This window comes from Desulfoferrobacter suflitae (genome assembly GCF_022603395.1).
GTDB lineage: Bacteria > Desulfobacterota > Syntrophobacteria > Syntrophobacterales > Syntrophobacteraceae > Desulfoferrobacter > Desulfoferrobacter suflitae.
This window is the reverse complement of record NZ_JAIBKA010000003.1, coordinates 223,227-244,663: the sequence shown is the minus strand read 5'-3', so window position 1 is coordinate 244,663 and position 21,437 is coordinate 223,227. Positions and strand designations below refer to the sequence as shown.

Below are 21,437 nucleotides of genomic sequence, written 5' to 3'. Positions count from 1 at the left end.
GCTGCAGAAGCGGAGCAACCCACGGCGTGCGCATCAGCGCTTGAGGGCGGGTAAATAGATGATGAAACAGGTTCCTTCCTCATTGATAGTTTGCACGTCAATCTGACCCCCGTGCTCGGTGATGACCTTGTGGGTGATGGCCAGGCCCAGTCCGGTCCCGGTGTCCTTGGTGGTGAAGAAAGGGTTGAAGATGTTCCTGGCGTCTTCAGCAGAGATGCCCGCCCCGGTGTCCTTGAAGGAAATCTGAATCCAACCCTGTTGATTGGCGTTCATGACCGTTTCAAACGGAACGGTTTCCCGCCGGGCAACTTCAATGGTCAATTCACCGCCGTCCGGCATGGCTTGAACAGCATTCCGAACCAGATTATGGAAGGCCTTGATGAGTTGATCCGAATCCGCCAGAATCACTCCTGAATCTGTTTGAGGAAATTGCGTGCGGCAACGGATCTCGGTCTTTTTTAGATCCTCGTCAAACAACTCCACACATTGTTTTAGAAGACTCTGCACATGGACCGGAACAAAATGGTACCTGGGCTCTCTGGCCAACTGAAGAAGATCTTCGATGAGCCGATTGATGCGGTCCAGTTCCCGCGGGACCGTTCGGTTGAATTTCTCCAAAAACCCAGGTCGCTCAAGCTTTCTTGGCAGTAGTTGAACGAAGGTCTTGATGGCCGACAATGGGTTCCTGATTTCATGGGCCATGCCGGCTGCAAGGGTGCCCAAAGCGGCCAGTCGCTCCGTTTGCCGAACGCGCGCTTCAAGCTTTTTGAGCTCTGTTATGTCGTGGAGATTGACGATGAGCTCGGCGAAGTTGCCGTCGGCATCGCGCAGCACGCTGGAACTGGCAAGAATCACCCGGGGGTGCGATACCCCGCGGATGTGGATCTCTTGCTGACGGCTGCCGAAGGATTCCTGCAACAATTCGTTGACATAATCCGACAACGCCGGAGTCTGTGCCTGCAGATGGGAGATATGGAGCTCCTTTGCGACTTCGCCATCGAGGCCGGACATGCAACGAGCAGCAGGATTCATGGTGGCAATTTTGCCCGTTCTGGTAACGGACAGAAGCCCGTCACTCATGGTGTTCAACAGCTGCTCCGTGTAGCGCTGCAATCTCCTGATTTCTATCAGTTGCTCTTTCAATTGCTCTCTCTGGGCGAGAATCTCTCCAATCATTGCGTTGAAATTATCTGCCAGTACCTCCACTTCATCTCTGGTTCTAATCTCAATGCGCTGCTGCAAATTGCCTCGAGCTGCCTGCACCGTTGCTCGCACCAGCGCATTCAGAGGCCGGGTGATCCTGCCGGCCGCCCAAATCGACAGCAATACTCCGCCTGCCAGCGCCACCAGACCCAACAGGGCAATGATCAACCAGGTCTGGTGAATTTGGCGATACATGGGCTGCAAGGAGACTCCCACTCGAATCGTCCCCCATCTGAGCTCCGACCCGGGCAGAAAGACGGGAACGGAGACATCCAGCACAGGTATGTTTTCAGCCCCCCAGGTCCCTCTTTGAATCGAGTGGGCCGCGGCAGCGGCAAGCGCCCTCTCGGTGACGGCGTCTGTCAGATATTCGCCCTGCAGGTCGGGGCGTCTGCTGTACCCGGCGACCCGGTCCTCCTTGTCGTGAATGATTACATACAGGGTATCGGGATCCTGTACCGCCTGGTTCACCGTCTGTTCGATGGCGATGTAATTGTAGGTTGCCAAGGCCGCCTTGGAAGTGGCAGCCAGACTTTGTGCTATGGCAATGCCGCGCCGCTCAACCATGTTCCGAATGGTGGCGCTCTGATAGATACTGAGAATCACCGCTATGGCCCCCAACAGCACAATCAGGAGCAGAGAACTGATGAGGATAAAGCGGTATTTGAGGGGGATAAAACGAGGTCTCTTCCCCAGATCAGCGTTATCGGCCAAGTTCTTCATGCGAAAGAGATGATCCGGGGATTATTGAGGGGGATTTTTCTGCAGCCAAACTCGGTGGTAAAGGGTCGTATGGGCTCCCAGTGCACTTACCTCCACGTCATTGACGAGCGGCTGGTATACCATATTGATGCTGAAATGGGATATGGGTATGAGCGGCGCCGTTTCCAGAATTTTTGCCTGAATATCGTTGTACATGGAGGCACGCCTGACGGGATCAATTTCTGCAACGGCCGTCTGGAGCAGCTGGTCTACCTGCTCATCGTGATATCCCATGTAATTGAATTGAGAATCCGAAGCAAAAAGGGACCTTAGAAAGTCGTCCGGGTCCGGCAGATCCGCAAACCACACGTAGCGGTACAGTTGCACGGATTCCGATTGAATAAATTGCTCAAACTCACTCCAATCGGGCAGGAACTTCGGTTCCGCCTCTATCCCCAAGGCGCCCCATGCTTCTTGCACAAACTTCAATTCGGCCTGTGCGTATTGCGACTGACTGTTGGAAATGATCTCGAGCGGTGCGCGGCTGTCGGATTCCCCTGCAGCTTCTTCCAGGTGCTTTCGCGACGCTTCAACATTCACAACCACCCCCTCTTGCAACGGGTTGTAGCCGGGAAGACCGGGCGGTAAAATCTGGTTTGCAGGTTCGTCCAGGTTGCCATAGACCTGGGTCATCAACTCTTTTCTGTCGATGGACTTGGTAAGAGCCAGCCTCAGCTCCCGGCTGCGCAATCTTGGATGTTGGCAGTTGATGCCGTAAAATTGAAGGCTCAATGATGGACGGTGAACCCACTTGAGGTCCTTTTGCTTCTTGAGAGCTTCAAGAAACTCTCCGTAAACCTCCATTTCTTCCAGCCTGCCCTGGGTAAAATCTTGAAAAACCGCCTCGATATTTATCCCAGGGTAAATGATATAATTAATCTCATCGAGAAATGGCTTCCCCCCATAATAACGGTCAAAGCCCTGCAGACGAATATTCTTGTTCGGCCGCCAATCCACGAATCTAAATGCACCATTGCCCACAGGCCTCTGTCCAAAGGCTTTAGCATCTCTGTGGACAACTTCCTGCGGCACCACTTTCGCCTGGTACATGCCCAGAGCAACCAAAAAGGGAGCGTAGGGCTCTATGAGATGTATGCTGAGCGTGCTATCGTTCTCGACCTCCAACCCGGAGACCTGATTAGCTGTTCCATCTCTATACTCAGCAGCGCCGGAAATTTTGAGCAAATGAGGCAGAATAGTGGGTTTGGGATCGGTTCTGAACAAGCGAGTGATGGAAAATGCCGCATCTTTCGCCGTAACCGGTCGACCGTCGTGGAACTGCGCATCTTTGCGGAGAAAGAAGCGGTAGGTCTTCCCTTTGTCCTTTACCTGCCAGTTTTCTGCGAGTGCAGGAACGACATACAAGTCAGGACCAAAGCGAACCAATCCGTCGAAAAGCTGTTGGACCACTGCTACCCCGTACATATCCTGCACATAAGCGGGGTCGAGGGTGGGTGGATTGTTGAGCAAAGGCACTCGATAGGAACCGCCATAGCGCGGGGATGTCTCTTCGGCATGACTGTTCGAGCAACCCAGGCCGGCCCCCATGCAAAACGCCACAAGCCACACCACCGCTACAAGGCGACGCTCCATCGTATCACTCTCTAGGTCAACGTAAAAATCGAGTCCTTACCTCCCGCAACCAGATCATTAATACCTTAAAACCTGTTTTGATAAAAAGAAAAAGCGCAAATCACCCGATCAGCGCTTTTTCTTACCCTGTTTCAATTTTTGTGGAACAGCAGGTGTAAGCCCTGTTACCTGCCTCCACCTCCGCAAGCCAAAACAGGCAGTGCATAAGTTGCAATCACGGCAGCCCACACAAACAGTTGCACAGCAATCTTCTTCATTCCCGTCTCCCTTCAAAGCGTCGGATTAACACCATAACATAATGAAATATCATCGAATAAATTGTATTTTTGTGCTGCAGAAAGCGTTTCTCACAGTTCTCATGTGTGCAATACATCAAGGCAAGCTCCATACCAAACTATTCTGTACCCGTGATATATTGACAAGTGGATGAAATTTATAGTTATTTCCAGAATGAGTAAGATTTTTGAATAGCTCGGGAGTGGGCAGTGCACATGGAGCAGTGCTCGCTGGATCGGGGCTCAGGCCGGGAACGCGGCACTAGACGGTACATCAAGGCATGTTGCACAGGATCGTGTGCAGTGCACACGATCCTGTGCACTCAAAGATAGATGGCCGATCGGCTACAAACTGATACCTTTCATCCTAAACCAGTATAAATGGGCTGGGGTGAGGTGCAAATCCCGGCAAAAAGGGCGTTTTTCACAAAAGCGATGGCTCATCAGGACGGATCTTCAAGACCTTTATTTTTTGCAGGAGTGTGTTGCGGTGTATTCTTAGAAGGCGGGCTGCATCCGTTTGGTTCCAGCCACAGCGCTGCAGCGCCCGCATGATGTAGTGCCGCTCAAAAGTCTGACGAGCCTCAATGAGACCGGTGTCCCAAGGCCGATCCGAAATCCCCCACTCGGCCTGGTCCTCACTGGTCAAAAATCCAAAAGGCAGATCATTCTCATCGATCAGCTGCCCATCACCCGCCAGAACGACAAGTCGTTCCACCATGTTTTCCAACTCACGCACGTTGCCGGGCCACGGATAGGCCTGCAGAAGACTCATGGCATTGGCCTTTATGCCCTTGATCTTCTTGTTCAGCAGGTGGTCATATTTGGTTAGAAAATAACTGCACAGCAAAGGAACGTCCCCCTCCCTCTCGCGCAGAGGGGGGAGCAGAATGGGAATCACATTGAGTCGAAAATAGAGGTCGCCCCGAAACGCTCCCGACTTGACCAGTTCATTGAGCCACATATTGGTGGCGGCAATGACCCGTACATCCACCGAGATGGTCCGATGGCTGCCCACCCGGGTAAATTCCCGTTCTTGCAGCACTCGCAGCAACTTGGCCTGGAGCGGCAGATTGAGGCTGGAGATTTCGTCCAGAAAAAGTGTGCCGCCGTCAGCATATTCAAACTTGCCGATAGCTCTGACGTGGGCTCCGGTAAAGGAGCCTTTTTCATGGCCAAACAGTTCGCTCTCAATCAACTCCTGGGGAATGGCTGCACAATTGATCGCCACAAAAGGCTTTTCGACCCGTTCACTCCTGGCATGGATAGCCCGAGCCACCAATTCTTTGCCGGTACCGCTCTCTCCACTGATCAACACGCTGCTGGAGGTTTTCGCAACTTTGTCGATCAGTCGAAAAACTTGTTCCATCGGCTTGGATCGCCCTACTATTTCGACATCCCCGAAACAGCAGCTCATCTCAGAGCCCGAATAACACGCCTCCAGTTCCAGAGCACGCTTTGCCATCACTCTTTCGACACAGGCGGTTATTTTTTCGGCATCAAAAGGCTTGGTGATGTAGTCATAGGCGCCGCATTTGATGGAATCGGCGGCCTCACGCGCACGATCGGCTGCCGAAACCATGACCACGTCGATGGAATCGTCATATTTTTTGATGCGCTTGAGCACCTCTATTCCTGTAATCTTGGGCATGTTGACATCAAGCAGGACGAGTTCAAATTGGGTGTTCTTTATTTTATGGAGCGCGCGTAGTCCGTCTTCAGCAGTTTCCACTTCATAATGATCCTCCAGGATGAGCTCAAGGGCCTCACGCGCTCCCCCATCGTCGTCAACGATCAGGATGCGTTTGCCTTCATGTGGGCTGGACTGTTTCATTCATTGCCTCTGGCTTCAAGGTAGCGGCAGTTGACAGCAAACTGCCTGCCCCCGTGGAACCTCGTGCTCAAACGGTGTTGTGTGCAAGTGTCTTTGTGTTGTTTAATTGCGCAATCAACCGGCCGCGGCTATAATGTAACACAGCGCACGATCGGTATGAAGCAGCATTTGTGTCGGCAATCATTGGAGATTGAACTGTTCAGTCGCATGAAAAAATCCGTTCTGTTGCATCAAATCGCGAATATCGTTGGTAAAGAGAACCTGTTGGAGCAATTGGAGGATCGATGCAGCTACGGGTATGACGCCAGCCGCCTCAAGGGAATTCCTGATTTTGTGGTTTTTCCGGCCGATGTGCACCAGGTAGCCCAACTCGTCAAGCTGGCCAATCGCGAGCACCTGGCGGTGTATCCCCGCGGAGCCGGCAGCGGCATGGTAGGAGCCGCCGTGCCCGGCTCCGGGGGCATGGTGATCTGCATCAACCGATTGAACCGCATCCTGGAAATCGATCCGGATAACATGCTGGCCGTTGTGCAGCCGGGTGTGGTGACGGGTCAACTGCAAAAAGAGCTATTGGATTATGGCTTGTTCTATCCGCCCGATCCGGCCAGTCTTCAGTTTTCCACCATAGGGGGCAACGTCGCCATGTGTGCGGGGGGACCCAGAGCGGTCAAATACGGGGTCACGCGAGATTATGTGCTGGGGCTGGAAGCGGTGCTGCCCACCGGACGGATCATCCGGACGGGCACCCGCACCGTGAAGGGCGTGGTCGGATATGATTTGACCCGTTTGCTGGTCGGTTCCGAGGGCACTTTAGGGATATTCACCAGAATTGTGTTACGCGTCGTTCCGGCGCCGGAAACCACCAGGACCCTCCTGGCCGTCTTTCCCAGGCTGGAAGATGCCGCTCGAACCGTTTCTGAAATCATCAAGCAGCGCATCATCCCCTCCACGCTGGAATTGATGGATCAAGCCTCCATCCGGGCGGTGGAAAATCACCTGCACATGGGACTCCCCACCGAGGCGGAGGCGCTGCTGCTGATTGAGGCGGACGGCCGCGAAGTTCTGGTACGCGAAGACATGGTGCGCATCAACCAAATTTGTCGTGAATCGGGAGCGTCGGAGACGGAGACGGCGCACACGGAAAGTGATCGCGAACGCCTCTGGCAGGCGCGCCGCGCCCTGTCCCCGGCCCTTGGGCGGATTAGACCGGGCAAGATCAATGAGGACGTGACGGTGCCGCGCACCGAAATACCGGCATTGATCAGAGCCACCCGCAGGATTGCCGAAAAATACGAGTTGATCATTGTCTGCTTTGGTCACGCCGGCGATGGAAACATCCATACCAACATCATGCTTGACAAGAAAAACCGTGACGAGCTCCAGCGCGCCGAAAAAGCGGTGGAAGAACTGTTCAGGACGGTACTGGCACTGGGTGGAACGCTTTCCGGAGAACACGGCATAGGCATCGCCAAGTCTCCTTTCTTCCGCTGGGAAATCGAGGATGCGGCGTTCGACACCATGTGGACCATCAAGCGCGCTTTGGACCCATTAAATATCATGAATCCCGGCAAAATGTTTGTGTCCGATAGAGCTTTTTTCAGGTGAGGCGGCCGACGATCGTACAGAACAAAGCACATGCAATTTTGGGAAAGATCTTTTTTGCCGGAGTCACTTGCTCTTGGCACAATGGGGTGTGTGACCGCAGTCGTTGCATTGAACTGGAAGCGGGGATTCGGAATGCAGAATCCACCATAGAAAAAACCAATGAACTCACAACCCTGTCCGGCTCTGTGTGGGTTTTGCGCGCACGAGTGCCAACGGACCAAACAAGGGACACCATGAACTACTCTCGTCCAATCCGGCGAAAAACCAAGATCGTCTGCACCATCGGGCCCGCCAGCGATTCCCCTGAAAAACTTAAAGCACTCATCGAAGCGGGCATGGACGTCGCTCGCCTCAACTTCTCCCATGGAGATCATGCAACCCACCGCCAGACCCTGAGAAACATTCGCCGCCTTTCTTCCGAATTGGGTAAACAAATCGGCATCCTGCAAGATCTCGGCGGTCCCAAGATCCGGCTCGGCCGACTTCCGGTAAAGGAACGGGAACTGGAGACGGGGAAAATGGTGTCGCTCATCTCTGCTCAGGCTTCGGATTCCGATGCCATTCCAGTGAATTATCCTCATCTGATGGAAGACGTGCGAAGTGGGGATCGCATCCTGCTGGCCGACGGGACCGTAGAATTGCTGGTGGTGGGCAAAGGCTCTCAGCACATCGATTGCCAGGTCCTGGTGGGAGGATCCATCCAGTCTCACAAGGGGGTTAACCTGCCTTTGAGCGATCTCAGAATACCCGCCTTTACGGACAAGGACCGCCGGGATCTCGCCCTCGGAATCGAACAGCAGGTTGATTTTGTGGGACTTTCTTTTGTGCGTAAAGCGGCCGATGTCGATCCGGTTCTGGCTGTGCTCGCTTCCGTCGAGCCGCGCCCCATGGTGATCGCCAAGATTGAAAAACCTCAAGCGGTTGAGCGGCTGGAAGAAATCCTGGCCAAAGTGGACGGCGTGATGGTTGCCCGCGGCGATTTGGGGGTGGAGATGCCCCTCGAAGATGTGCCCATGATTCAAAAGCGCATCATCAAGGCCTCCCGGGATGCCGGCAAACCGGTCATCACCGCGACCCAGATGCTCAGGTCCATGATGGAAAACCCCCGCCCTACCCGGGCCGAAGCAGCCGACGTGGCCAACGCCGTGCTGGATGGCACCGACGCTGTGATGCTGTCGGACGAAACCGCCATAGGATCCTATCCTGTAGAGGCGGTGCGGATACTCAACCGGGTCGCTCTCGCCACCGAGCCCTACCTGGGTGAAACGGCGTCGGCCGACGGGACCATCCCAAAGCTCCTGCCCAAGACCGCCGCCGCCATCGGTCGGGCCGCCTGCCGGCTGGCCCTTGACCTGGACGCGGCGGCCATCGTTGCGACGACCTCCTCGGGTAGCACCGCGCGACTCGTTGCACGCTTTCGCCCCCCCTGCCCTGTTGCCGGCTTGACTGCAAATCCGGCTACGCAACGGCAGCTCTCGCTTTCCTGGGGAGTCATTCCCATCAAGATAGAGATCCTGGAGGACACGGATCAGATGTTTGCCAAAGCCAAATCCTGGGTTTTAGAACACGAACTGGCAAGGCCTGGTGATATGCTGGTCATCACGGCGGGCGTTCCCGTGGGGGTAGCGGGGACCACCAATGTGGTCAAAGCAATAGAATTGGCTGCAGACTGACTCGGCGCCACACAGTCAAATGCCCGCATGCGGTTGGGTTTCGTCATGCGGTACGCGTGACTCTATCCAACATGGGCCGAGCGGACTAACGTAGTCCTTGGTTGGAGTCACGCGCAACGCACGACTCCAACCACCCTCGCAAGTCCCCTGCATTTCGGGCGCTCTATTGTGTGGAGCTGTACTCAGGTGGGAATGACAAAGGGCCACCACTCTCAGGCGGATTCCTGGCTGCCCGCCGCGACCTTCTGGAGCACGTCCAGATTTCTGCGTATCAACGCTTCTCTTTTTTTCAGGTTGATTTTGTTGGAAATGTGTTTGCGCTTTCTTATTTTTTCGGTTTTCTGCGTTTTCGATGCCATTGATTCCTCTCCTAAGCAAAAAATTGACCATGGGGTCGGCGAATTCCCGTTCGGAAAGGCCCTCCCCCTCAGTCTTATCATCCCATAAGGTGCAAGCCGCGTATAACAATTTGGCGGCCCGATGTCACGCAAAACTTTCTTTGGGCCTGCGCAACGGTTCTTTCAAGCTTTGGATAGCGTCTCCGGCACGGCCCCTTCAGCCAACGGCAGAGCTCCTGCCAGGCCGTTGGGATGTATTGCAGAAACTCTCGCTTGCCTCTGGTGATTCCCAAAAATCCATAGGCACCCAGAATCTGAAGATTCCTGCACAGCCGCACCACCTCATAGGAAGCACAGAACTGGTGGTAGGAGCACCTCAGAAACTTGCCGGCTCCCGTCCAATAATAGTCAAGCAGGCGATTCTGCAACGATGTCGGGAGTGCAACGTAAGGGTCCAGCAACAGAGCCGCCAGGTCATACGCCGGCGGGCCGAAGCGCATTCCTTGAAAATCCAGAATCCATAGATCCTGGCGGTGAACCATCAGATTGCGACTTTGAAAATCGCGGTGCATCACCTGTGACTGGCCATGTATTCCGGCCTGCTCGGCGATGTTCTCAAAATCGCTGCGCAGATCCTCCGCTCCTATGTCCATGCCGAAGAAATTGTTGAGAAACGACTTCCTGAAGTACTCGAGTTCCCTGTGGTATACAAAGGGCGGCGTGTATCGATCGGTATCAAAACAGAAGGCTGCCTGAAAACCTCTGGGGGCCTCCCTGTGGAGCCTGACCAACAGCCTCACCGCATGCCGGTACAGGTGACCCACATCGGTGCAACCTCGCTTTACATGGCTTTGCAGGTGATAATCGCCGAGATCGTCCAGCAGGAAATGGCCGCGCTTGAGATCGGCCCAGAGAATTTGGGGAACGGGCAGGCGGCGCTTTCCAAGGTGTCTGCCGATAAAAAAATAGGAGTCGTTTTCATCCAGTCCTACGGCTTCCTTGCGGGGCGAGATGAGGCCGATGAAATGGGCGGAATGCTGCCGGATACGGTAGAATCCGCGGTCCGACGCGTCACCCCGAAGCGCCGTGATCTGGGCCTTCTCCGGCTTCAGCAGGCCCGCCTCGATACAGTTCTTGACCAGCCGCTCGATACAATTATCCCCGGGATCAACTGGTTTCATCGTCGGCTCTCGACCAGAATTGCGTTTTCATGGTCACCTGCGACGATCAGGCCGTCGGCGACGATGCAGTTGCGTATGCGACATTTTGGCCGCACTTCGACATTATCCCATAAAATGGTGTTCTCGAGCATGGCGCCGTGCATGATGCGGGCATCTTTGCCAACCACGACCATGCCCCTCAATTCGGCGTGCGGCGAGATGTCAGCCGTTGGATGCAAACGGAGGCTTTGCCCCGACTCCATGGGGGAAAAGACATCCCGCGGCAGCTCGATGAGCTCCTCATGCAGCCCCCGATACGCTTCCACAGAGCCTATTTCACGCCACCGCAGGCCGTTATCGAACAAGGCATGCGGCGGATGGCCGGACCGGATGAGCTCCTGGTAGAGGGGAATGATTTCATGCGGGACCCCGGCTTCAAGGCCGCTCAAAACCCCGGCGCTGAGGACATGAATCCCGGTGAACGCAAGGAGTTGCACACCGTCGCGCTGCTGGCGCAATTGCGCGGCTTCGCCGCCGAATCCCACAATGGCCTGGTCTTCTGCCGCGACATTATTGAACGCGGGAAAATCATGCAACAGCAGACTGACGGAATGATTCGACTGGACGTGTTGCGCATACAGACCGGCCAGATCTGCCGTGCACAAAATGTCCCCATTCACCACGACAAAGGGCTCGTCGGAAAAAAAATCAAGGGCATTGCGAATGCCCCCCGCCGTGCCGAGGAGCTCCCTTTCCACCCGCACCTCCACCGGCATGGGCCAGTCAGCCTCCTCGACCGCACCAACCAGTCTATCGGCAAGATGAAAGGCGTTGACCACGACGGCTTCGAAGCCGGATTCGTAGAGCCGCTCCACCCAATAGTTGAGGAGCGTCATGCCCATCACCGGAACCAAGGCTTTCGGCCTGACCCCAGTGAGCGGCCGCAATCGGGTCCCCAATCCTGCAGCAAGAATCATCGCACGCATGCCTGACTATTTGCCGCATTGAATCACAATTGACAAGAGCAAAGACGGATGGCGGCAGAAGGTCGTCGCATTTTTCGACGATGCAGGAGCTGCTCTCAACACGTTCCAGGGTCCCGGTCGACAAACTCCCGCTTCCTTGAACAGATGATCAGGCACACTTGACCCCGTGGGGGGGCGGGAGCAATGCCCAACCCTGGCGATTTCAATGCATTGGCTCCCCTCTTCCCGTGAGACGAGAGGAATGTTTCCTGGTCGCACAAGGTCCCGGAAAAAATACGACACTCATGGGCAGTTTCTTGGTATACGGATTTATCAGATTTTGCTATGTATTTACCCCAAGACAAGAAAAGGATGAGATTCGGAGCGATTTTTGCCACGGAAGCTTGGGAAGCCGTGGGCGCCACCGATCAGGAAGTGAACCCATGAACCAGGCAGAATGGCTCGACCGGGGTTCCTGGTCAAACGCAGACGCGGCGGTCAAGAGCGTTTTCTGCAAGTGCTTGAAGAGAATCACCTCGCTTAATCCTGGAGCAGTCCACATGCCGTTCCAATATGTCAACCGCAAGGGCCAGACTTACTATCTCCACCGGGGAACAACAAAGACCGGCAAACCCAAATACTACTTCTCGATGAAGATCAAGGGGGATCTGGTTGAATCGCTGCCAGATGGCTATGAAATCTACGAGGAACCGCTCAGAGCACAAGTCTTTCTTCAACGTTGTAAACCACGATCGATTACCGATGCCGAGAAGACGGCGGTGGAAACCGCCGTCAAAAGTATAAAAAGATCGAGACGCTATCTGGTTCAGGCCAGGGGCAAGACAATCACGGTTCACGAATCGGATCAGGATGTGGATGGACTCAAGGCGAGTTACGCGGATAGCTTCATTTTGATTTCCCCGTCCCGGCTGGAGGAAAGCATTATCCGATCGCTGAGCTACACGGCTGTTATGAGGTTCAGGCTGGTGGATGAGGAACGCCGGATTTTCTTGCCGGAGCGATACTGTTTTAAAGGGTCCATAGACGACTGGATCGGCATCGGGGCGGCAGACAGGTTGAACAAGCTGCTCGGAAGATTCGTCAAGACGCTCGGGACGGAGTCTTTTTTCGAATTGTATTGAGAGAATCCCGGCTTCCAGGACCTCGCCCCGGATTTTGTCCGCGCTTGCAGTCCGAATGGGAACCATCCGATTCAGGCCCATCCGCTAACATCCGACAGCCCATTAAAAGCGTCCTGTCTTCATCATGCAGCCTGCCCGGGGACTGCCCTTTCAAGACGGGCAGATGTCTATTTGGCCGTCTTGTCACCCCCCCCCCCCCCGCCCGTACAGGACATCCGAAGACGAGCGCTTGACACCCCCGGGTCCGCATGGTACAAGCCAAATCACACTTGGGCCGGCGTAGCTCAGGGGTAGAGCAGCTGATTCGTAATCAGCAGGTCGCGGGTTCGAATCCCATCGCCGGCTCCAATAAAATCGATGACTTAGGGGACTCTATGCAGTCCCTTTTTTGTTTCCTCGATTTTAGTCCCCACATAGTCCCCACTTTTTGAGAGCTAAAAAGCCGGGCCACACACGAACCCGGTCAACACCCGAAAACGGTACTTCGGAACCCATACAATATGGTATTGACAATGCCAGATAACATGCGATGTTTTTCGAAACCTGCTCACTCGCTACTCCTTCATCTTGAATTGTGGGGACAATCCAAATGGAGGTGTAACAGCAGGTTTATTTCAGGCCAAGCCAAACAACTCTGACCCCGCCCACAGGACGGGGACTTTTAAATTCAATTAAAAAATTATCCTGGAAGCGATACAATATCGGCTCCCTTGGAACGATGCACGACTCCGCGGAGAGCGGCAAGATTTCCTGGACAAAGAAAGTCATGGAGGACCAACTGACGGTGATGTCGTGCCGTTCGTTGGGTTGCAACATTGTCAAAAGATTGCGGGAGCGAAGCAGCGCCTCCTCGCAGCCCGAGAAATCCCCCTGTAACCTTTGTGGCAAGGGGAATGGGACCTATGATCCCACCCTCACCTATCCCGCTGCGGCAATCATGGTGACGCTGGTCCACAAAATGGTGCGGCGCGGAACTTTCGATCCTTTGAGAACCATCTGCGGGAGCGGAGGACAAGAGGTTACCGTCAACTTGAAGGGCATTTAAGAACAATCAAGGAGAGAGGTCATGGACTTTCTGCTGAACGAAGAACAAAGAATGGTTCAAGAACAGGCAAAGCGTTTTGCCGAAAACGAAATCCGTCCCATCATGGAAGAGGATGAGAAGGAACACCGGTTCAGACCCGAGATCGTTAAAAAAATGGGGGACCTGGGGTTCTTCGGCTGTTGCCTGCCGGAAGAATACGGTGGCAATGGCATGGGCTATGTGGAATCGGTGCTCATGACCGAACAGCTGGCCAGGGTTTCGCCGTCCTGGCGGCTGCCCTTCAATCTGCAAAATATCGGTCCAGCCGTTACGGTCAACCGGTTCGGGACGGAAGAGCAGAAGAAGAAATACATCCCTGGATGGGTATCGGGTGAAAAGCTCGGGTTTTTCGCCATCTCGGAACCAGACGCGGGTTCCGATGTGGCCGGTATGAAGCTCTCTGCCAGGGACGCCGGCGATCATTGGCTGTTAAACGGCCAGAAAATGTGGATCAGCAATGCACCCGTGGGCGATTACGGTCTGCTCTACGCCTGCACGGACCGGGAGAAGAAACACAAAGGACTGAGCTGCTTTGTGGTGGACCTGAAGAACACGCCGGGAATCACCACCTCGGCCATCGAAACCAAACTGGGACTGTTCTCGTCTCCCACCGGTGAGATCATCTGTGAAGATGCTCGAATTCCCAAGGATTCGCTCCTGGGAAAACCGGGCGACGGTTTCAAAATCTGCATGTGGATGCTTGGCAACACCCGCATCAGCTGTGCCGCCGGAGCACTGGGAGTGGGTGGAGCATGCGTGGAACTGGCCATCAAGTATGCCAACGAACGGACTCAGTTCGGGCAGCCGGTCTCCAAATTCCAGCTGATCCAGGGACAAATCGCGGATATGGTAGCGGAGCATCAGGCGGCGCAACTCCTGGTCTACCATGCCGCTTTCTTGAAAGATCGTGGTCTTCCCAACCAGCTTCAGACTTCGGTGGCCAAGTACTTTGCCTCCGAATCGGCAGTGAAGGCGGCCAACGAGGCTATGAAGATCTTTGGTTCCTATGGGTTTTCCACCGAATATCCCATTGCCCGTTTCTACCGGGACGTGAAATCCTACCAGATGGTGGAGGGCACAAGCAACGTTCAAAAGCTCATCATTGGCGGCATTGCCTGCGGGCATTCCCCCAACCGATGAAGATTCAGGCGTGTGACAGGATGGTGAGCTCCATACGTCCACAATATCATTAAAGTCCTTTGCCGAGCCGATTTGAGTTGACATCTGTCCCACGGAGATTGGCTCATGCTTTTCAAGGATTGCATCTGTTTCAGACTCGGTACGCCCAGGCGGAAGCTCACCCGTGCTTATCAGGACAGCCCGGCCTCGATCGGACTCACCCACGGGCAGTTCTTGATGCGGTTCGCGCTGTTTGAAGAGAATGGAGCGGTTTCGTGCGGACAATCCCTATGGCTGCTGGTGGGGCACAAAAGGAAACGACTGCAATTGACCCTACACTCGATAAGGTATAGAAAGGGACTCTCCGGGTTATAGCTGATCCTGAAGCAGTGCACTCAACCTTTTGGGACCGCAGTGCACCGGTGATAAGGGGCTCTGTATGGCTGGCTTACTGAAGCGGTAATGTGAATTCTGAGATCCACCTCTGCAGCGCGGCTGGATCATGGTTAGAGCAGGGATCAATGGTAAGAATGGCCCATATAATTTTTGCGCTTGCTCTGGTCGGCGGACTCCTGGGAGCGTGCACTCCACAGCGTGCCTACAACTACGAAGAAATCGTTGCCGAGTACGGCCCGCAGCCTGCCGCTGCGGCTCTCGCCGCACAGCCGCAATGCAAACCCGATGTGGCCCTCCTGGAACAGCCCATCGGGATGGCCGATGCGGTTCGCATCGCACTGCACAACAATCCCGATGTCGCAATGGCTGCCGCGCGCATTCGCCAATCGGAAACCATGATCGATGAGGCGAATGCAGCTTTCTGGCCGTCTCTTGGCATCTACACCGAATTTTTGGCGGGCGATGCACCGTCTGCCTATCTGTTCAAAAAAATAGACGAGCGGCAGTTGCCGCCCAATGCCGATTTTAACGATCCCGGATTTTTTCGCAACTTCGAGAGCGGAATCGCCGCCAGGTATAATCTCTATCGCGGCGGAAGAGACCTGCTCAGGAGAAGGATTGCCGAGACCGGCATGGAAATCAGTGAATTGGACAAGAGTGCGGTGGAAAACGCCCTGGTGGCATCGGTCATCCAGGCTTACTACTCGACTTTGGCAGCGAAGGATTTCAAGGAGATCGCCGCCGATTCAATCGATACGGTAAGCGCCCAGCTCAAAGATGTCACCGTAAAATACCAGGCGGGCGGCGCCTTAAAATCCGAGGTGCTGTCACTGCAGGTGCGTCTGGCGCAGGCCGAAGCGGAGCTGGTTCAGGCGCAAAACCACTATGATCTTGCTTTGGCCTCGCTGGCTAATCTTCTGGGGGGCGATGTCGATACCCCGATCAGGCTCACGGGGGAAGAGTGGCAGCCGCCTCAACTCCCCGTGGACTATGAGAGCGGCATGGAGCGGGCTTTGGGCATGCGGCCGGAGCTGCTGAAGGTCCGGCAGCAATTGATCGCTGCCAAGATGTCCCTGGACGAGACGCGGGGTGAATACCTGCCCCAGGTCGATCTGCAGGCAAAGACTTATTTCGATGACGCGGATTTAGCCTACGATGCCGACAGGGTGAACTGGACCGTGGGCGTTATTCTCAATTGGGATTTGTTTAGCGGCTTCAGTACCGGCGCCAGGCTCAATCGAGCGAGAGCCGTGCTGGACGAAATGCTGGCCGCCGACCGCAAGGCGACCCAATCCATTCAACTGGATGTAAAAACCGCCTACCTGCGGAAATCCGAAGCCGAGGCCAGGCTGGCGGTAACCCGGGCCAGTGTGGCTCAAGCTGAAGAGGCTCTGCGGCTGGTTCAGCGAGAATACGAAGGAGGTTCCGCCACCATCGTTCGCTACATGGACGTCGAACTGGCGCGCAACAGAGCCAGAATCCTCGATACTTCCGCGCGTTATGACGCGAGAAAAGCGCAGGCCGATATGGGTCGGGCGTTGGGCTATTTCGGCAGCCGCGGGTTTGCGGCAGCAGGACGATGATGGCTGAGGGGGAAATGCCAATGCCTGTGCAGATTGAATTACGCAAAACCATGCCGCTCATTGCGGCGGTTATACTCCTCGTTGCATTGATGCTTTATATGGCGGGAGTGTTCCGCACGGGAGTCATTCAACCCGGCCGGGTGGAGGCCGAACGACAGGAACCGCCTCCCGGGCGGACGGTGCGCGCCACTGTGGCGATGATCCCGCAGTATTATGAGGCAGTGGGCACGGTCCGCTCGGAGATGCAAGCGGCCATTTCAGCCCGGGTGAGCGGCCGAATCATTGCGGTTGCGGTGCGCCCCGGCGACATGGTGGAAGAAGGGGCCGCTCTGGTGCAAATCGACGACCGGGACCTCACGGCGCGGCTCGACCAGGCCTCCCAGGCTCTGCATGCGGTTGAAGCCGATAAACGACGCTTCGAGCAGGCTTTGATTGCCGCTCGGGCGGCCCATGCGGAAGCGCAGGCAAATTACCGCCGGATCAAGACCTATGCCGAGCAGGAGGCGGCCACCAGGCAGGATTTGGAGCGGGCGGAAGCGGGTTATCGGCAGGCCGCGGCTGGAGTGGAACAGGCCGGCAGTGCGGTTGCCGCCGCTGCGGCCGGGGTGGAGCGGGCAAGGAAGGTTTTGGAAGAGGCCCAAATCAACCTGGGCTATGCCAGGATTGTGGCCCCGCGCACCGGGCAGATCGCCCAGCGCCTGGTTGACCCCGGCGATTTGGCCACCCCGGGCAAGCCTTTGCTGATCCTGCAGTCGACCGATGTGCTCAGGCTGGAAGCGCATGTGCGCGAGGGTTTGATCGGCAAGCTGCTGCTCCAGTCAAAGTTGGCCGTATTCATAGACGCATTACAGGTCCGGCTGGAGGGTGTGGTGGAGGAAGTGGTCCCCTTGGGGGATGCGGCCAGTCGTACTTTCCTGGTGAAGGTGCGCCTGCCTGCTGCCGACGGCCTATATTCCGGCATGTTCGGCAGACTCTATGTTCCCATTGAGGAGCGCCGGGCCGTTCTGCTGCCGGCCGCAGCACTGCGCCGCATCGGGCAGCTCGATGTGGTGCGCGCGCAACTGGACGGTGTCTGGACGGATCTGTACGTCAAGGTCGGTCGGCGCATCGACGACTCGGTGGAGATCCTCTCGGGCCTTTCCGGAAACGAAACGGTCGCGCTGTGGATGCAAGCCGATGAATGATTGTCAGCCGCCTGCCAGACTGGGACTGATTGCCGGGATTGTCGAAAAGTTCCTCACTTCGCAGTTGTCTGTCATCCTGCTGGTGTTCGCCTTGTTTTTGGGTAGCGCCGCCATCATTGCCACGCCGCGCGAAGAAGATCCGCAGATCGTGGTCCCGCTCGCCGATGTGTTCGTTCAGTTTCCCGGCGCCAGCGCCGAAGAAGTGGAAAAGCTGGTGGCCACTCCCCTGGAAAGGCTGCTCTGGCAAATCGAAGGGGTGGAATACGTCTACTCCATGTCGCGGCGGGATATGGCTATCGTCACCGTGCGCTTTTTTGTCGGCCAGGACATGGTCCAATCGCTGGTGCGGCTGAATACCAAGATCAGTATGAATATCGATGCCGTGCCGCCCGGCGTGCGCGGTTGGGTGATCAAGCCGGTGGAGATCGATGATGTGCCGATTGTCAATCTGACCTTGTATTCGGACCGATATGACGATCACGAGCTGCACCGCATCGGTCAGGAGGTGTTGGCCAGGCTCGAAAGCATCGAAGATATCTCGAGAACCGGAATCGTCGGGGGGCGAACCAGAGAAATCAGGGTTGAGCTGGACCCGGAAAGGATGGCCGGCCTTCAGGTTTCGCCCCTTGAAGTGCAGCGCACTTTGCAGGGAGCCGATGTGTCCATCACGGCCGGGTCCTATGAACAGCTGGACAGACACATCACCGTCAGCTCGGATGCTTTCATCACCTCGGTGGAGGAGGTTGGAGCGCTGGTGGTTGGTGTTCATGACGGTCGCCCGGTGCAGGTGCGTGATGTGGCGCGCTTGATTGACGGGCCCGAAGAGGTGCGCAATTACTCGCGCATTGGATTTTCCCATCACGATTTGCGGGAGCGCAGCCAATCCTCCCCGGCCGCGGTTTTCCCCGCCGTCACTCTGGCATTGGCCAAAAAAAAGGGAACCAACGCCGTCGATGTGGCGCAGAATATACTGGATCGGCTGGAGGAGCTGCAGCGGACGGTCATCCCGGACGACGTGAGGGTTGAGGTGACCAGGAACTATGGTCGCACCGCCGATGCCAAAGTGGACGATCTGCTCTCTTCCCTGTTTTTTGCCATCATCACGGTGGTAGGGTTGATCGCCTTCACCATGGGTTGGCGGGAAGGTCTGGTGGTGGCCGTATCCGTGCCGGTCAGCTTCGCCCTTTCCCTGTTCGTGAACTACATGGTGGGCTACACCATCAACCGGGTGACTCTATTTGCACTGATTCTCTCCCTGGGACTGGTGGTCGACGACCCCGTCACCAACGTGGACAACATCCAGCGCCACATTCTGATGCGCAAGAAAAATCCGCATGATGCCACACTCTACGCAGTAAACGAGGTTTTGCCTCCGGTTATCATCTCCACCCTGGCCATCATCGTTTCCTTTGCTCCCATGTTTTTCATCACCGGCATGATGGGGCCGTATATGGCGCCCATGGCCATCAATGTGCCGCTGGCGGTGACCTTCTCCACCGTCGGGGCGCTCACCGTGGTCCCCTGGCTGGCGTATCACCTGCTGAAAAGATTCGGCAGTGAAGGGGAAGATCGGGATCGAGGGCGGGATGTCGTTCCCCAATGGGTGAAAAGCGGGTATCGGCGGATTCTTGAACCCTTCCTCGAGTCGCGCTTCCAACGGACTCTGCTGCTGACGGCAATAGTCGTGCTGCTGCTGGCTTCTGCCTCACTCGCCCTGCTGCGCCTGGTGCCGCTGAAAATGCTGCCGTTTGACAACAAGAGCGAATTCCAGATTGTCGTGGACATGCCGGAAGGAACCACACTGGAAGCCACCAATCGGGTAGTCACGGCCTTTGAAGCCTATCTTCGCCAGGTGCCCGAGGTAACCCACTTCGTATCCTATGTGGGGACCTCATCGCCCATCGATTTCAACGGTCTGGTACGCCATTACTATCTGCGGCAGGGACCCAACGTGGCCGATATCCGCATCAACCTGGCGGACAAGGAACGGCGCCGGCAGCAAAGCCACGAGATAGTGCTGCGCCTGCGCAACGATCTGGAGGAAATTGCGCGCAGGCAGCAGGCCACTATTCAAATCGTGGAGACGCCTCCCGGGCCGCCGGTACTGGCCACCATCGTGGCCGAGATCTACGGTGCGCCGGATAAGACCTATGCGGAGCTCATTGCGGCCGCTCAGCAGGTCAAACGCGTTATGGCCGAAGAGCCTGGTGTGACGGACATCGACGACACGGTGGAAACGCCAAGAAACAAGATCGACTTTCTCATCGACAAGCAAAAAGCCGCCGTGCACGGGGTCCATCCCGACCAGGTGGTTCAGACTCTACAGCTGGCATTGAGCGGTGTGTCGCCGAGCACCGTGCATCTGGCCGATGAGCGGCAGCCGCTGCTGGTCAGGCTGGTGCTGCCGCGGGAGGAGCGCTCCGGCATGGCCGAGCTTTCCCGGATTGTGGTGAAAACCCGGAGCGGTCACCTGATCTCCCTGGGAGAAATCGGCAACTTTGTGCAAATTTCCGAAGATCAGACGATATATCACAAGAATCTGGAAAGAGTGGTGTATGTCTATGGGGAAATGGCGGGACGGGCCCCGGCTGAGGCGATTCTCGACATGCAGGCACAGATTGCCGGGGAACCGCTGCCGGATGGCCTTCGCGCCCACTGGTCGGGAGAAGGGGAATGGCAGATCACGCTGCAGGTTTTCCGGGACCTGGGCATTGCCTTCGGCGTCGCCCTGCTCGGCATTTATCTGCTCCTCATCATCCAGACCGGGTCGTACCTGATACCCCTGGTGATCATGTCGGCCATTCCCCTGACCCTGATCGGCATCATGCCCGGATTCTGGCTGTTGAATCTAGTGGTGGGGGGCAAAATCGGCGGCTACCAGAGCCTGGTGTTCTTTACCGCCACCAGCATGATCGGAATGATAGCGCTGGGGGGAATTGTGGTGCGCAATTCGGTGGTATTGATTGAATTCATCGACGATGCGGTAGCCCAGGGACTGCCCTTCAAAGAGGCCATCCTGGAAAGCGGTGCGGTGCGGCTGCGCCCGATTCTGCTCACTGCGGCAACGACGGCGCTTGGCGCCTGGCCCATCACCCTCGACCCGATCTTTTCGGGGCTTGCCTGGGCGCTGATTTTCGGGCTCTTTGCCTCCACCCTGTTCACCCTGGTTGTTGTTCCCACCGTCTACTACATGATCTACGGCAGAAAGTACGCCTAACCGTTCACCACATTGTTGGTTAAGGAAAGGTCATCTTTGTGGGCCGTTTCTCTTTGGCCCATCATCTGCTCGCGCCGGATGAAATAGCGCAGTGCCGCGTAGATCAGCAGATTCACGGCAAAACCGCTGAGCGCCCCGAACTGTGCGAGTGATAAAAAAGGAAAACTTGAGTGACAAAAAGATGCACCAGGATGGATCGCTCGAACATACGGCAGCCGGCCAAACGCGACTTCCTCAACTGCCATATGCCGGCCCAGATGAATACGTTGCCGATCAGGGTCGATGCCGACCCGGCAACAGGTAT

The 21,437-nt window shown here is 56.0% G+C and carries 16 protein-coding genes, 1 tRNA gene and 1 pseudogene; 10 read left to right on the top strand and 8 right to left on the bottom strand.

Translation table 11 applies throughout. The features are described from left to right. Positions 1 to 33: 33 nt before the first annotated feature. The 3 genes from K1V27_RS06520 to K1V27_RS06510 all read right to left on the bottom strand — a co-directional run bounded on the left by K1V27_RS06520 (position 34) and on the right by K1V27_RS06510 (position 5,667). A complete protein-coding gene (locus K1V27_RS06520) occupies positions 34 to 1,926 on the bottom strand; it encodes an ATP-binding protein (RefSeq protein WP_258928802.1) in 1,893 nt (630 codons plus the stop codon). A 21-nt stretch (positions 1,927 to 1,947) separates the two neighbouring features. Beyond that, positions 1,948 to 3,558: an ABC transporter substrate-binding protein gene (locus K1V27_RS06515; protein ID WP_258928801.1), complete on the bottom strand. Its 1,611-nt coding sequence runs from the start codon at positions 3,556 to 3,558 to the stop codon at positions 1,948 to 1,950. A gap of 699 nt (positions 3,559 to 4,257) precedes the next feature. Beyond that, positions 4,258 to 5,667 carry a sigma-54-dependent transcriptional regulator gene (locus tag K1V27_RS06510; RefSeq protein WP_258928800.1) on the bottom strand — a complete coding sequence of 470 codons (1,410 nt, stop codon included), beginning with the start codon at positions 5,665 to 5,667 and terminating at the stop codon, positions 4,258 to 4,260. 207 nt (positions 5,668 to 5,874) lie between these two features. Between K1V27_RS06510 and K1V27_RS06505 the strand changes: the two genes are divergently transcribed. Beyond that, positions 5,875 to 7,272: an FAD-binding oxidoreductase gene (locus tag K1V27_RS06505; protein ID WP_258928798.1), complete on the top strand. Its 1,398-nt coding sequence runs from the start codon at positions 5,875 to 5,877 to the stop codon at positions 7,270 to 7,272. Positions 7,273 to 7,505: 233 nt separating this feature from the next. Beyond that, positions 7,506 to 8,945, top strand: a complete 1,440-nt coding sequence (gene pyk, locus K1V27_RS06500; protein WP_258928795.1) for a pyruvate kinase — start codon at positions 7,506 to 7,508, stop codon at positions 8,943 to 8,945. A 212-nt stretch (positions 8,946 to 9,157) separates the two neighbouring features. Here the strand turns inward: pyk and K1V27_RS06495 are convergent, their stop codons facing one another. From K1V27_RS06495 to K1V27_RS06485, 3 genes are all read right to left on the bottom strand, one after another. After that, the gene (locus tag K1V27_RS06495) at positions 9,158 to 9,304 is read right to left on the bottom strand and encodes a hypothetical protein (protein WP_258928793.1); all 147 of its coding nucleotides are present in this window, start codon (positions 9,302 to 9,304) and stop codon (positions 9,158 to 9,160) included. 77 nt (positions 9,305 to 9,381) lie between these two features. Continuing rightward, on the bottom strand, positions 9,382 to 10,464 hold the full coding sequence (locus K1V27_RS06490; RefSeq protein ID WP_258928792.1) for an aminoglycoside phosphotransferase family protein: 1,083 nt from the start codon (positions 10,462 to 10,464) through the stop codon (positions 9,382 to 9,384). Continuing rightward, positions 10,461 to 11,420 carry a sugar phosphate nucleotidyltransferase gene (locus K1V27_RS06485; protein WP_258929057.1) on the bottom strand — a complete coding sequence of 320 codons (960 nt, stop codon included), beginning with the start codon at positions 11,418 to 11,420 and terminating at the stop codon, positions 10,461 to 10,463. The genes K1V27_RS06490 and K1V27_RS06485 overlap by 4 nt, the downstream gene beginning before the upstream one ends. A 431-nt stretch (positions 11,421 to 11,851) precedes the next feature. On the opposite strand from K1V27_RS06485, the gene K1V27_RS06480 reads away from it, so the two are divergent. Next, positions 11,852 to 12,550, top strand: a complete 699-nt coding sequence (locus K1V27_RS06480) for a hypothetical protein (RefSeq protein ID WP_258928791.1) — start codon at positions 11,852 to 11,854, stop codon at positions 12,548 to 12,550. A 273-nt stretch (positions 12,551 to 12,823) separates the two neighbouring features. Next, positions 12,824 to 12,898 (top strand) — tRNA-Thr (locus tag K1V27_RS06475). Positions 12,899 to 13,008: 110 nt separating this feature from the next. On the opposite strand, the pseudogene K1V27_RS06470 reads toward K1V27_RS06475, so the two are convergent. Beyond that, a pseudogene (locus K1V27_RS06470) lies at positions 13,009 to 13,101 on the bottom strand (transposase); the annotation flags it as partial. 215 nt (positions 13,102 to 13,316) lie between these two features. Between K1V27_RS06470 and K1V27_RS06465 the strand changes: the two are divergent. The 6 genes from K1V27_RS06465 to K1V27_RS06440 all read left to right on the top strand — a co-directional run bounded on the left by K1V27_RS06465 (position 13,317) and on the right by K1V27_RS06440 (position 21,133). After that, positions 13,317 to 13,595 carry a hypothetical protein gene (locus tag K1V27_RS06465; RefSeq protein WP_258928790.1) on the top strand — a complete coding sequence of 93 codons (279 nt, stop codon included), beginning with the start codon at positions 13,317 to 13,319 and terminating at the stop codon, positions 13,593 to 13,595. Between the two features lie 21 nt (positions 13,596 to 13,616). Beyond that, positions 13,617 to 14,774, top strand: a complete 1,158-nt coding sequence (gene acd / locus K1V27_RS06460) for a glutaryl-CoA dehydrogenase Acd (RefSeq protein ID WP_258928789.1) — start codon at positions 13,617 to 13,619, stop codon at positions 14,772 to 14,774. A 105-nt stretch (positions 14,775 to 14,879) separates the two neighbouring features. Beyond that, positions 14,880 to 15,128: a hypothetical protein gene (locus K1V27_RS06455; protein WP_258928788.1), complete on the top strand. Its 249-nt coding sequence runs from the start codon at positions 14,880 to 14,882 to the stop codon at positions 15,126 to 15,128. A 146-nt stretch (positions 15,129 to 15,274) separates the two neighbouring features. Then, positions 15,275 to 16,732, top strand: coding sequence for a TolC family protein (locus K1V27_RS06450; RefSeq protein WP_258928786.1), 1,458 nt, complete (start codon positions 15,275 to 15,277; stop codon positions 16,730 to 16,732). A gap of 20 nt (positions 16,733 to 16,752) precedes the next feature. Further along, positions 16,753 to 17,916, top strand: a complete 1,164-nt coding sequence (locus tag K1V27_RS06445; protein ID WP_258928785.1) for an efflux RND transporter periplasmic adaptor subunit — start codon at positions 16,753 to 16,755, stop codon at positions 17,914 to 17,916. Continuing rightward, the gene (locus tag K1V27_RS06440) at positions 17,909 to 21,133 is read left to right on the top strand and encodes an efflux RND transporter permease subunit (protein WP_258928784.1); all 3,225 of its coding nucleotides are present in this window, start codon (positions 17,909 to 17,911) and stop codon (positions 21,131 to 21,133) included. Before K1V27_RS06445 ends, K1V27_RS06440 begins: the two co-directional genes overlap by 8 nt. Here K1V27_RS06440 and K1V27_RS06435 read toward each other — a convergent pair. Further along, complete coding sequence (locus K1V27_RS06435; RefSeq protein WP_258928783.1) at positions 21,130 to 21,378, bottom strand: hypothetical protein; 249 nt, start codon at positions 21,376 to 21,378, stop codon at positions 21,130 to 21,132. The genes K1V27_RS06440 and K1V27_RS06435 overlap by 4 nt on opposite strands. Between the last annotated feature and the right edge of the window lie 59 nt (positions 21,379 to 21,437).